Origin of the sequence: Streptococcus oralis subsp. tigurinus (assembly GCF_002356415.1) — a bacterium.
Classification (GTDB): Bacteria; Bacillota; Bacilli; order Lactobacillales; family Streptococcaceae; genus Streptococcus; species Streptococcus oralis_F.
The window spans coordinates 548,794-562,158 of record NZ_AP018338.1 but is presented as its reverse complement, the minus strand read 5'-3'; the positions used below and the strand labels follow the sequence as shown (position 1 = coordinate 562,158).

Genomic DNA, 13,365 nt, shown 5'->3' with positions numbered 1-13,365 from the left:
TATAGCAGAGGGTTTCCCCCAGAACAACCTCTTTTGCCTATCTGGTCTCTATCTCAGTCTAAGTGGTTGAATATTACCGACAACAAAAAAAGAAGCCTAATTAAGGCTTCTTGATTCTGCCGATTGTAACAGTATTTTTGAACGAATACAATCTAGTTTTTCTTTTCCTTAGATTCTAGAGAAGATTTGATTGCTTCACGCTCAGCCTGTAGTTGAGCTAAATTCTTCTCCTCTTCATTAAGTTTACTAGCATCTGGTTTCACACGATAATAAACATCTTCTGGTTTCATTAACATCGCTTCATATTGTTGTCCAGAAAAAAGTCTTTCCTCAGCATGATTACTTTTATCCGTAATCTTTCCATCATCCCCAGGTTGCATAACAACTCCGCTTGGCACAGCTACTACTACAAATCCTCCAGCAACAGAATCTTTCACCCACGCACTGAGAGAAGCTGTCTCAGGGTTACGACTATCTTGACCTTTTGATACCTTTAATCCAACTACAGATTCGTACTTTTGATCATTTGTAAACCAAGTCGCACGTACTTCTCCAGAATCATTAATAATGTATTCATTACCAGATTGACTACGCCAAGTACCTTCTAAACTAGATAGATCATTGTTCTTGATTGCTTCAATATCTAGTTTTGGAACGGTAGTTTCTTTCTTCAACTTGCTAACAAGTGCTTCTGCTTCCGTAATTTTGGTATCTAAAGCAGTCAGTTGATTCTTGAGTTTTTGAATTTCCTCTTGTTTATCCTTATCAGTCTCATCTATTTTTCCTTGGTTTGTAGACGATTGACTTGTTGACTCTGTAGTTGAAACGGCAGACGATGCTTGATTTGACTCTTTCTTTCCAATCAAAGAATGCGAGAAAATACTTACCAAGATGAGAGTGACTGAAGCAGCGAGTGCTAGGCCAATATAGATTTTTATATTTTTATTCGGAGCCGACTTTGATTCAGACCGCTTACGTCCATTGACCTCTTCAAATTGTTTTTCTCGTTCTTTCTTATTCATAATTTTCTCCTTTTTGATTTATATTCAGCCAAGCTTGCGAGACTTCATTCGTTATTATCCACGGATTTTTATAATTTTTAGAAAACCTATGCAAAAAATTCTAGAATGATTAACAGCCTATAGTCCTCTAAAACGGAACGAAAACAAGTGCTTATTAAAATATATTATACCACAAAATATAAATTTTAGTTTTTATTTATAAGCAGGAGTTTCAGACGTTAAATAGAACCTATCTCAAACGTTCCACCTTTCCTATATTTACAAAAAAAGAAGCCCTAATGGACTTCTTCATTCTGCCGATTGCAGGGATCGAACCTGTGACCTACGCGTTACGAGTGCGTTGCTCTACCAACTGAGCTAAATCGGCGATTACCCTTTTAGTATAGCACTTTGAGAATAGATGTCAAGAAATTTTCATCTCCATTAGAAAAAGCATATCCTGAGACAAGGCTTTGAGATTCTTCCTTTTACGAACCCGCACTTTCGTAGGCATCCAAGCCCCTGTCCCAGAGTTTTAAAGAAATAGCAAAGAAAACAAGGGAAATCAGCATCAAACCACCGATATTAAAGAGTCCATCCTTGTCCTGTAAGAAATAGCTAGCAGGATAGTAAGCTGTAAAGGCGAAAGGGATGATAAAGCTAATCAACCAACGAAGAAGCGAATTGTAAATGGTAATCGGATACTTAGCAAAGTCATTAAACATATAAAAAATGTAAATCATAGCACCTGACTGCTTGGTCCAAAAAGCGATACTGGCTGTCGCGATTTTAAAGGAAGTATAAATCAAGGTCGCAAAAGGAATACAGACTAGGAAAAGCAAGAATTTGGGAAGAGTCCAAGCAATGCTTGATACTGTTGTCGCTAGTAAAATGCCACCGACCAAGAGCTCGCCCAAGGCATCAATTTGAAAGGTCTCAACGAGGATGTGGAAGAGCGGATTAATAGGACGGGTCAGATACTTGTCAAACTCTCCCTTTCGCACCAATCGTTGCCCCAGTGCCCAGAGATTGTCAAAAAAGAGGTGGTCCAATCCCTTGGGAATCAAGGAAAATCCATAGATAAAAGCGATTTCTTGGAAAGTCCAACCTTCTAGCGAGGGGATATGTTGAAAGATGACATTGAGAAACAAGAGATTCAGACCTTGGGTCAAAAAAACTCCTAGCACACCAACCACAAAATCCACCTTGTATTCCATGATTTGCTTGATGTATTGTCTGATAAAAATCAGATGCATGCGTTGATATTTTTTCATACTAACCTCCCTGAATAGTGATGAAGGACTGGACTCGTTTCCAAATCAACTGAGACAGACCCACCATCACTAAGAGCCAGAAAAACTGAAGCAAAAGCGCATGAAGAATCCGACTAGCATCGTATTTCCCAACGATAATCATGACCGGAGTATAGATCAAGGATGAGAAAGGCAAGAAGGACAGAATATCTGAAACCACCTTAGGAAAAAAAGCCAAGGGAATCAAGCTTCCAGACATAAAGGCCACTATGGAAGTCTTGAGTAGATTGGAACCCCATAGATTTTTAAATACAAAGGCTGAAAATCCAAAGCAGATATTAAAGAAAAAGTTGATCAGGTAGGCTAGGGTTAAGCTAAAGAGATAAAGGATGGTTAATCCTAGCACTTCTACAACCCCTTGCCCAGATAAGATTTTCATCAATACAATAACACTTAAAAATGGCAGTCCAACAGAGATAAAAATCAACCACTTGGATCCAAGTTCCGTAAAGAGGTACGAAGCTGCAAAATGCACTGGTCTCAACAAACGCATGATAATGGAACCATCCTTGACCTCATCACCAATCATAAAGGAAGAATCCGACCTAGTCAAAATATGGGTCACAAAACTCATGATGATGTAGAGGGTGATATCCGCCATGCTGAAGCCTTGAATCAAAGAATCTTGCGAGGAATCAAAGACCGCCTTCCAGAGATAAAAGGCCACAAAAGCACCCATGACATCGCCAATCCGATAAAGGAGAAAGTTGACTCGATAGGTAATCAACTCCTGAACCCCTGCATTGATAAAGGGTTTATAACGTCTCCACAATTTGACCATCTTAGAGCTCCTTTCGATAGAAGCGACGGATAATATCCTCGATATCCGTATCCACCATCTTCAAATCGCGGATTTCAAAATCAGACAGGGTTTGCTTGATAATATCAGCTGACTGGTAGCAGGAACTATCAAATTCAATATTAAGGCTATTCCCTTGTCTATCAATAGTCATATCAGGAAAGCCTTCATAGTGAGAAAGGAGATGACTTTGCCCTGGCACCAATTCAAAGGAAAGAGTCTTCATCTTGCCAAAGGTTTCCTTGAGTTGACTCACCGTTCCATCAAAAATCTCCTGCCCCTTGTCAATCATGAAAATCCGATCACAAAGTTGCTCAATATCACTCAAGTCATGAGTGGTCAAGAGGATGGTTGTTTCTTCCTCCTGATTAATCTGGGTAATGGCTCGACGAATGTTATCCTTGACAGAAACATCCAGACCAATAGTCGGCTCATCTAAAAAGAGAACCTTGGGATTGTGAAGCAAGGAAGCCGCAATGTCCGCCCGCATCCGTTGTCCCAGTGAAAGAGTTCGCACGGGGTCCTTGATAAATTCCTTCAAGTCCAAGACTTCATTCAAAAAATCCATGCGCTTCTGAAAAAGCGAATCTGGCACATCGTAAATCTCTTTCAAGACCGTATAGGTCTCTTGCAGAGCCAAATCCCACCATAGCTGGGTACGTTGTCCAAAGACAACCCCGATATCCTTAACATAATCTTGGCGATTATCTTGCGGAATCTTGCCGTTAATCCGACAAAAACCAGATGTCGGTTTTAAAATCCCTGTCAGCATCTTAATAGTTGTCGACTTCCCAGCACCATTAGCTCCAATAAAGCCTAAAATTTGGCCCTTTGGTACTTCGAAAGTCAAATCCTTGACCGCTTCAAAGGTCTGCTTTTCAGGATGAATAAAGGAGCGCAAAGCCCCCTTCAATCCCGGTTCTTTAACAGTCTTCACAAAATTTTTCTGGAGATGTTCCACTTCTATCATTGCCATATTTCTCTCCCTATCGTAAGGAATAGAAACATCGTATTTTTGACTACAAATATTCTAAATCCTTACCTTCTAAATCTTCTACATTTTATTATTACAAAAGACTTTATACCAACCTATTATAGTTCAATAAAAAACGGAATGCAAGCGTTTGCCTGTAGATTGTGAAATTAGAGACTTCTCTCTTAATGTAATACTTTTGAATCAAAAATTCTTGTTTGATAATTTCTTTAAAACACAAAAAACCTGCCCTTAGGGGCAGGTTACGAATTGTAAAAAGCAAACTATTTTGATCAATATGATTCACTATTTAATCAAAGAACTAATCTTTCATAATTCTTTTCACAATCCCATTTCTATCAATTAGAAAACAATCTGGAAAGGTCATTTGCTCCCATTTTTCATAATCAAAACTGGAATCAAAGTGATTTAGTAGTATTCCTATCAAATTCCCGTGTGAACTAAGTAAAATCGTTTTTTCTGAGTATCTCTCTTCCAATTCCATTAAAAAATTTAGTACTCTAGCTAGTGCGTCTTGATTTGATTCCCCTTCTGAAAGAGATTCACTAGGATTTTGCCATAAATATTTAATACTGTCTTCAAACTCAGAATCTTTTATAAAGGTTGAAGATAATTTTCTCTCTCGTAACCTATTATCAAGAACTATTTTATCAAATTGAATTGGCGAGCTATTAATCGTTTCAAATGCTCGTTTATAAGGACTAGAAAAATAATAATCAATATTAAAAGAATTCAAAAACTCTAACTGGTCAAGAGATGAAAATCCTTTTTCTGATAAAGTTCTATTAAAATCATCACTTGAAAATCTTGAATGAGCATGTCTAAGTAAAATATAAGAATTATTCATAAGTCACTACCTTTCAATTATTATCATCAGTCTCAATGGATTTTTAAGCCCTCAATTATTCTCTAAAAATTCTTTAATGCGAGAAACAATAGCATCGCTTTGATAATGATAGAGGTCGTGTGGTGCATCCATATAGATGACCTTCACATTAGACTGTTCACTAGCAAATTTCTCTGCGTAGCGCTGCCACTCAGATTGACTAAAGCTTGTATCTTGACCGTTAGAAACCAGGAGTAAGGTAGGGATTTTCTGATTGATTCTAGAGGGAACTTTCTTGGCATTTTCCTTTACCGTTTGGGATTCATGAAGCATAGCTTGTGACATCAACTGCTTATAAGCTAAATTTTTATATTGTTTTCGTTCACTTTCGATCAGAGTTGGATTTTTTATATAAAAGGACTCAGGGAAGTAGCGTAATAAGCCAATCTTACTGCTCCAAAATGCCACAGTAAGCAAGGCTTGATTGTTCTTTAAATCCTCATAACTTGACGGCAGTGCCCAATCCAGACCAATCAAGGCTTTCACTTCATCAGGATATTTTTCCTGCCAAGCCAGACTCTCAAGACTGGCCATGGAATGAGATATGATGATAAATGGACCTGAAAGATTAGCCTGTGACAAGGCTTGACGAGTTTCAGAAAGAACCTCCATCACATCTCTAGATTGATTACTATCCTCACTATAACCATAGCCAGCTCGCTCCACGATGACTACCTTGTATCTTTTCGATAAGGAATCGACACATTCTTAAAGTCCAAGATCGGAGAAGCAATTCCAGCACCTGAAAGAAATACTATCGTCTCAGATCCTTTACCTTGAACGTAAATATTCATTTGATGACCATTGACAAGAACAGTTTGCCCCATAGGTGTTAAGGAGGCTTGTTCCTTTTCTAAACTAATACAGTGAAAGATAAATGTAGCTACTAAAAACAAAAGAATGAAACTAATAAAGCCAAGGCAACATTTTTTTAGTGTTTTCATAGCATTATTGTACAAAAAATAGAACCTTTTAGCAACTTAAGATTGCTTCTTCTACAGTATATTAGCTATATATTCACTCAAAAAAACCCACCCAATGGGCAGGTTCTTTCTGTATTGTTCAGCCAGATTAAGCTTTACCTTCTGAACCGAATACGTCGATACGTTCTTCAACAGCTTCTGTAATTGCTTCGAAACCTGGTTTCAAGAATTTACGTGGGTCAAAGAGTTTCTTCTTATCGTATTCTGCTTCGTTTGCTTCGTATTCAGCAACAAATTTACGAGTTGCGTTAGCAAATGCGATTTGGCATTCAGTGTTAACGTTAACTTTCGCAACACCAAGTTTGATAGCTGCTTGGATTTGGTCATCAGGAATACCTGAACCACCATGCAATACGATTGGGAAGCCTGGAACTGCTTCTGTCAATTTTTGCAAGTGATCAAGGTGAAGACCTTTCCAGTTTGCTGGGTAAGGACCGTGGATGTTACCAATACCAGCTGCCAAGAAGTCAATACCAGTTGCAACCATTGCTTTAGCATCTTCAATTGGAGCCAATTCGCCATCACCAATGATTCCGTCTTCTTCACCACCGATAGTACCAACTTCAGCTTCTACTGATACGCCGTTTGCATGGGCAAATTCTACAACTTTACGAGCTTTTTCAAGGTTTTCTTCAACTGGAAGGTGTGAACCGTCAAACATAACTGAAGTATAACCAACTCGGATACATTCAAGTGCATCTTCATAATGACCATGGTCAAGGTGAATAGCAACTGGTACAGTAATTCCCATTGATTCTACAAGGTTTTCGATGAGAAGTTTACATACTTTGTAACCGCCCATGTATTTCGCAGCACCCATAGAAGTTTGGATCAAAACTGGAGCTTTTTTAGCTTCTGCTGCACGCAAGATAGCTTGAGTCCACTCAAGATTGTTTGTGTTAAATCCACCAACTGCATAACCGTTGTCACGAGCTGCTTGGACAAATTTTTCTGCTGAAACGATTGCCATTTGTCAGGCCTCCTATATATTTTTTGGGACATCCCATTTACATTGTTCATTTTATCACTTTTTGACAAAAAAAGCTAGTTTTTCCCATGCTTTAGATTGAATTTCTTATAGCTCAATATATGCAAACCCTTTCTTCTCTTAATCTTGGGCTATTTTAGGATAAGACATGAAGAAGGTCAAACGATCATCTTGCATCTCAAAATGATAAGATAAATTCTCGTGTTCTAATAAACTTTTGACCACAAAGAGTCCCATTCCTGAACCCTTGGCCTTGCGACTAGCATTGCCAGAAAAAGACTGGGCCAATTTTTCTTGTTCTTCTGGACTACAGCTATTCTCGATATAGATGTCCCCTTCTCTCTCTCCGATACGAACCAAGCCCCCTGGAATGGAGTGCTTGATAGCATTGCTGATGATATTAGATAGGATCAGTTTCATCACAGATGGGTTTATGTAAGCCTGCTGATGGGTCAGGCTAATCTCTATCTGAACTTTTCTTTCCTTAGCTAACAAAGCATAATCCTTAACCAGAGTTTGCGTCATCTGGAGTAGGTCAATGTTCTCCTTCTCCTCTCGTAATTCTTGAACAGAAGAAAGAGAAAGTATCTGAAGAACGTGGTGACTGAGGTCATCCACAATCCCCAAAGCTACTCCCAGATAGTGGTCCCTATCCTTGTAACGACCGATATTCTCTTTCATATTTTCGATTAGGATTTTCAAACTAGCCAGGGGTGTTTTCAATTCATGAGAGGCCCCTCGTAAGAACTCGACCTTCATCTTTTCCAGCTGGAGAATGGCTTCATTTTTCTCATGCAAATCGGCAATAACTGTTAAGAGATGCTGGTAAAGGCTATTGATTTGTTCCTTGAGATCACCAATCTCATCCTTGGAATCCACGCGCAATCGCACTTGAGCATCCAGATCCATCATCCGACGGGTTACCCGCTTGATTTCCAAAATCGGGGCAACAATGGTTCGAGCGTAGATGTAGGCTACCAAGAGGGAAATCAAAAACGATGCCAGCAAGGTATAGGGAAGAAACTGGAGGCTAATTTGCTCTGCTTCCTTTTGCAAATCCATCGAAGCTAGAAATTGCAGAGTCATGGTGCTACCATCTTGCGTTTTCACCTCACGCTCCTCGATAAAGAGAGAGGTAGTCTGGCGGTCTGTATCCAGAGGAAGACTGTCCTTGACTTCTAACTTGTCCTCGGTCATCTCTCCCTTGACGGCCCCCTTGATATCACTAGTCTGGGAATACAATTCTAACACTTGCTCGATACTTTGCCTATCCTTTCCTTCTAGGGACTGGGAAATGGCTGTCGCTTTCTGACCAATGGTTTCCTGACGATGGCTCAGATAAGTCGAAGGAAAAAGAAAATAAATAGCTAAATGAAGGCAAATAACCAGAACACTAAAAATTGAGAAGGTATAGATAAATATCTTTGTAAATAAACCTGTTCGTTTCATTTTCGCTCCAATTTATAACCAACATTGCGCACAGTGAGGATACAATCCAAGTCTAGCTTTTTCCGTAGTTCCTTGATATAAACATCAATAACACGGTCAAAGGGAACCTCATCTGTCACCTTCCAAACGGCATCGATTATCTGAGATCGAGTCAAAGCCCGTCCTTCATTTTTTACCAGATAGTCCAAAATTTCCAACTCTTTGGCATTGATGGCTATTTCTTGACCTGCTATGCTTGCACTATAGCTCTCAAAATCCACCTTGGTATCCTTATAGGAGAAGATTCGTCCCGTATCGTAGTAGCGCTTGAAAATCGCGTCTACCCTCACTTTTAAGAGGGAGAGGGAGAAGGGTTTTTCCAGATAGCCATCTGCTAGCGAAGCAAAAGCACTCATCTTATATTCCTCATCCTGAAAGGCAGTCAGCATCAAGACAGGAACCTGACTGGTCTTACGAATCTCAGCTAGGACTTCTAAACCATTGAGCTTGGGCATCTGGATATCCAGCAGTACTAGAGCAACTTCATAGCTGGAAAATTTTTCCAGAGCTTCCTGACCATCTGCTGCTTCAACGGTTTCATAACCACAATCCGCCAAATAATCACTGATCCCCTCACGGATCATCTCTTCATCTTCTACAATTAAAATTTTCATAGAAAAACGTTTCACATTCCTTTAAATTTCTTGTAAATCTTCTCTGTTTCATCCTGATAGGAAAGAGCTTTATACTCAATGAAAATCAAAGAGCAAACTAGGAAGCTAGCCGCAGGTTGCTCAAAGTACTACTTTGAGGTTGTAGATAGAACTGACGAAGTCAGTAACATATATACGGCTAGGTGAAGCTGACGTGGTTTGAAGAGATTTTCGAAGAGTCCTTATCAAGACAAAACAGATAAAAATGCTACCTATATTATACCCCATTTAGGGGAGAATAGGTAGCAAGTTTTTTATTCGCTATCGAGCAAGAGCTCTTTTGGTTGTTTTCTGAGGAGATTGCTTGAGGCAAGAGCCATAACGAGAACCACTAGAACCAGAGCAAGGACAAAGACGATGATAAAGTCTGATGTCTGAATGGAAATATCTAAGCTCGACAAGGTCTTGCTAAAGCCATCTACTTCTGCACCACCACCAAGATTAGAGGCTTGAGCAGCCTTGCTGGCTTGCTTGGCAACACCTGAAGTGACATTGGCAAGAACAGTATTTCCGATTGCTCGAGCTGTGTAGTTGGCTAGGAAGTAAGCCGAAACGAGAGCAGGGATGGCGATCAGGATAGATTCGGTGATGAATTGCCCCAAGATACTTGCCTGCTTGAGACCGATAGAGAGGAGAATTCCCACTTCCTTGCGACGAGCATTGATCCAAAGGCTGAGCAAGAGTGCAAGGAGAAGAACTGAGAAGCTCAAGCTACCCCAGAAGAGGAGGTTGGCCATCTTGTACATACCAGAGATGGATTGCTCTAGAGCTGGGTAGTTAGAGGAGCTCTTCACAAGTGTGTAGCTCTTCCAGTTGATACCACTGATACCATTCAACTCTTTCATGACGTCATCCAAGTTCTTGTCTGCTGTTACAAAGAAGGTTGCATCCCCATAAATAGCTGTGTCTTCTGTGTATCCATAAAGTTTTGCAGCTGTGTGAATGTCTGTGATAGCTGTATTTTCATAGAGTTCTTGTGAATAGGTTACTGCTGACTTATTGTGACCATCAAAGAGCCCCTTGATTGTCACTTCGACTGTTTCCTTGGCACCTTTTTCATTGTCTGCATCATAGACATTAGAGTCCAATTTGACCTTATCTCCAACTTTCCAGCCATGTTTGGCTGCCAAGTCCTTATGCATGAGGATCTTGTCCTTATCATCGTTGGTCAGGTGCTCACCTTCAACCAGCTTATATGAGCCAGAGACAAACTTATCTTCTTTAGAGGAGTCATTGACACCTGTAATCATCAAACTGCTTCCAAACCGTTTGGCACGGTCTGCAGTGAGATTTTTCTTGGTTTCTGGCGTTTCGATGAGTTCATATCCAGTCAAATCCCCGATGGCGTTGATGCGTTTAACATAAGACTCGATGGCCTTGTTTTCGGTGATTTTTTTGATATCCTCACCCTTGATATTCCCAGAACCACGTGGCGTTCCTTGATTGACGCGACGATTGATTTGCATGGAGAAGCTATTGGTGATATTTTTAAATGTCTCCTGAGAAGCCTTGGCAGTAGCTCCCTTGATCGACAAGCCGACCAAACTCAAGCTCGCCATGAGGAGAATAATCAGGAAGATAACAATCGATTTGAAAAACTTCCTTGTAACATAGGCAAATGCGTTGTGTAACATAGGTTCCCTTTCTAGATTTGATTTCATAATTCTATCAAAACAAGCTCATCTTATTTTGTAGTATTGCGAGTTTCAGTCAGTTTCTTATCCTTCAATTCAAGTGTAATATCTGACGCTTGTGCCACTTCTTTACTGTGGGTGACGACGATCACACATTTACCTGTTTTCTCGGCAAGTGATTTGAGCAGTTCGATAATATCTCCAGCAGTTTTAGGGTCCAGATTTCCTGTTGGCTCATCAGCTAGAATAACTGGAGCTTCTGAGACCAAACTGCGAGCAATGGCAACACGTTGTTGTTGCCCACCTGATAACTGGAGAACATTCCGCTTGATCTGGCTTTCATCCAGACCAAGTTCAAGAAGAGTATCCTTGCTGGCCTTTTTGTTGACCAAGCGGATATTTTCCAGCGGAGAAAGGTAATCAATCAAATTATAATTTTGAAAGACCAGGGAAATATGGTGCATGCGATGATAAGAATATCCCTTATTCCGAATGTCCTCTCCTTGGAAAAGGATAGAACCTTCAACAGGGCTATCTAGACCAGCCAGTAGGGACAAGAGAGTGGATTTTCCTGCTCCTGACTCACCAATGATACTATAAAATTTTCCAGGTTCAAAATTATACTTGATCTGATATAAAACTGCTTCAGCAGTGTTCTTATAACGGTAGGTAACATCTTGCAATTGTAATAAAGTCATGATTTCTCCTTCTTATACTCAATGAAAATCAAAGATTAAACTAGGAAGCTAGCCGCAGGTTGCTCAAAGCACAGCTTTGAGGTTGCAGATAAAGCTAACACGGATTAAATTTGATTTTCGAAGAGTATTAACTAATAGATGATAAAATTTCCTTAGGCGATTTTCTAAATAAGAATAGGAAACAAAGGGCTACAGACAAGCAACCAATCAAGAGCAGAAAGACATAGGATTCTGCAAAGGATAGGAGACTAGTTAATAGACCGCTTGCTTTGGCCAGCGTGTCCTGTAAGCTTGCCTGATCTCCACTGGCTAGGACAGTTTGGAGCAGATAGGATGTAACGGCATTTCCTGCAACAAATGCTGGAAGCAAAGCTCCAAGTGATACCAAAACTACCTCTAAACAGAACTGGAGGAAGATCGAGCTCTTGCCTTTTCCAAGTGCCAGAAGAATCCCCACTTCGTAGACCCTTTCTCTCAACCAGAGAGACAAGACCAAAATCAAAGCTCCTGCTCCAGCTATCAACATCCCATAAAGGAAGATGGTGAGGAAGGTTTGGAAGGTTGCCACTGAGTCTTTGATTTGTTCAAAGGCCTTGTTTTCCTTCTCAACTTGGTAACCTTGACTTTCCAAAGCCAAGGTTTCCACCTGCTTCATGAGTCCGTCCATTTCCTTAGGATTTTCTACATAGAAGCGGGCTGCACTGACTTGTGGTTCACCATTTCCCAAAAGGGTTTGGCTACTTTCGTAGTCTGTAAAGACTTGGTTTTCACTGAAGTCAGAAGACAAGCCTGTGAATTTTTCTTGTTTCTTACCAGAAAAGATACCGACAATTTCAAACTCAACTGTCTGTCCTTTTCCAGATTCTGACTGACCAGCATCCAAGCGAATCTTGTCATGAAGCGAAAGACCGTTCTTCTTAGCCAACTCTTCGTGGATCAGGATTTTCTTGGAATCCCCTTTTTGAAGGTGTCGGCCTTCTTTTAGATTGAAAGCCGAACTAGTAAAGGTAACATCCTTGGATGAATCCTCAAGAGCTGTTAAGCTAACTAAATTCTTGTCTGCAGCTGACAAGTCATCACGTTCGACGCTCTGCTCACCACTCACCGCTTCCTTGTCTTTCAGTTTTGCGACCGTCTCGAGTTCAGGAGAGACATTTTCCAGTCCCTTAATCTTGCTCACGGATGATAAGTCCGACAACTTAAAAGTCTGACCATTTTCTATCTTCTTAATAGAAAAAGAGGTATTGAGTGATTTGTAAAGATTCGTTTCTACTGTTTTGTTGGACTTCATCAGAGTCAAACAGGCTGAAATTCCTGCTAAAAGGACAAATAAAATCAGAAATAAAATAAAACTTCTCAGTCGTTTTCTGCTGACATAAGCCCAAGCTCTTTGGATTGGATTCATTTGTCACCTCCATATTTGTAAGACTATTATAAAATCCAAATATGAAATGTTTATGAAATCAAAAAATTTTTTTGAAAAAAACAAAAAAGCTAGCGAACACTAACTTTTCTCATATGGAATACGTTTTATCAATCAAAAATATACTCCATTTTATAAATGCTGGCACCGTCTTTCAGCTTAGCATTTTCCATTTCCTAAGTTCTTCATTTTCTGACTTGTGTCTGAGAAAATTCTTGATAGGATGAAATGGAAAACTCAGTTTAAATTTTCTGATACAATGACTGTTCTTGATGCCAATATTTTTCGATATACGAAACGTAGCCTCTAGTCTTCTTTGTAAAAACAAAAAGAGCTAGCCAAAGCTAACTCTTACCCTATGCGGAGAGAGGGACTTGAACCCTCACGACCTAAAGCGGTCACAGGATCCTTAGTCCTGCGCGTCTGCCAATTCCGCCATCCCCGCGTCGATTACTTTACTAGTATATCAACTTTCAAAATCTTTGTCAACACTTTTTTCAGATTT

Annotated in this window: 11 protein-coding genes, 2 tRNA genes and 1 pseudogene; all 14 read right to left on the bottom strand. The window is 39.9% G+C overall.

Annotated features, from left to right (window positions below):
• Window positions 1-152: 152 nt before the first annotated feature.
• Window positions 153-1,022, bottom strand: coding sequence for a DUF6287 domain-containing protein (locus tag STO1_RS02805; protein WP_007520417.1), 870 nt, complete (start codon window positions 1,020-1,022; stop codon window positions 153-155).
• 294 nt (window positions 1,023-1,316) lie between these two features.
• A tRNA-Thr gene (locus tag STO1_RS02800) sits at window positions 1,317-1,389 on the bottom strand.
• Window positions 1,390-1,489: 100 nt separating this feature from the next.
• Complete coding sequence (locus STO1_RS02795; protein WP_096421872.1) at window positions 1,490-2,275, bottom strand: ABC transporter permease; 786 nt, start codon at window positions 2,273-2,275, stop codon at window positions 1,490-1,492.
• 1 nt (window position 2,276) lies between these two features.
• A complete protein-coding gene (locus tag STO1_RS02790; RefSeq protein WP_096421870.1) occupies window positions 2,277-3,095 on the bottom strand; it encodes an ABC transporter permease in 819 nt (272 codons plus the stop codon).
• 1 nt (window position 3,096) lies between these two features.
• Entirely contained in the window at window positions 3,097-4,089 is a 993-nt protein-coding gene (locus STO1_RS02785; RefSeq protein ID WP_007520420.1) for an ABC transporter ATP-binding protein, read from the bottom strand.
• 319 nt (window positions 4,090-4,408) lie between these two features.
• Window positions 4,409-4,954 carry a histidine phosphatase family protein gene (locus STO1_RS02775; RefSeq protein ID WP_096421868.1) on the bottom strand — a complete coding sequence of 182 codons (546 nt, stop codon included), beginning with the start codon at window positions 4,952-4,954 and terminating at the stop codon, window positions 4,409-4,411.
• Window positions 4,955-5,005: 51 nt separating this feature from the next.
• Window positions 5,006-5,937: pseudogene (locus tag STO1_RS02770) on the bottom strand (alpha/beta fold hydrolase).
• A 127-nt stretch (window positions 5,938-6,064) separates the two neighbouring features.
• The gene (locus STO1_RS02765) at window positions 6,065-6,946 is read right to left on the bottom strand and encodes a class II fructose-bisphosphate aldolase (RefSeq protein WP_001019007.1); all 882 of its coding nucleotides are present in this window, start codon (window positions 6,944-6,946) and stop codon (window positions 6,065-6,067) included.
• Window positions 6,947-7,084: 138 nt separating this feature from the next.
• The gene (gene vncS, locus STO1_RS02760) at window positions 7,085-8,413 is read right to left on the bottom strand and encodes a sensor histidine kinase VncS (protein ID WP_096421866.1); all 1,329 of its coding nucleotides are present in this window, start codon (window positions 8,411-8,413) and stop codon (window positions 7,085-7,087) included.
• On the bottom strand, window positions 8,410-9,066 hold the full coding sequence (gene vncR / locus STO1_RS02755; protein WP_096421864.1) for a response regulator transcription factor VncR: 657 nt from the start codon (window positions 9,064-9,066) through the stop codon (window positions 8,410-8,412). The genes vncS and vncR overlap by 4 nt, the downstream gene beginning before the upstream one ends.
• A gap of 293 nt (window positions 9,067-9,359) precedes the next feature.
• Window positions 9,360-10,739: an ABC transporter permease subunit Vex3 gene (vex3, locus tag STO1_RS02750; RefSeq protein ID WP_061426954.1), complete on the bottom strand. Its 1,380-nt coding sequence runs from the start codon at window positions 10,737-10,739 to the stop codon at window positions 9,360-9,362.
• Window positions 10,740-10,789: 50 nt separating this feature from the next.
• Window positions 10,790-11,437 (bottom strand): ABC transporter ATP-binding subunit Vex2, encoded by a 648-nt coding sequence (gene vex2, locus STO1_RS02745; protein WP_000173735.1) that lies wholly within the window; start codon window positions 11,435-11,437, stop codon window positions 10,790-10,792.
• A 127-nt stretch (window positions 11,438-11,564) separates the two neighbouring features.
• A complete protein-coding gene (locus STO1_RS02740) occupies window positions 11,565-12,842 on the bottom strand; it encodes an ABC transporter permease (RefSeq protein ID WP_096421862.1) in 1,278 nt (425 codons plus the stop codon).
• A gap of 377 nt (window positions 12,843-13,219) precedes the next feature.
• Window positions 13,220-13,305 (bottom strand) — tRNA-Leu (locus STO1_RS02735).
• Window positions 13,306-13,365 lie beyond the last annotated feature (60 nt).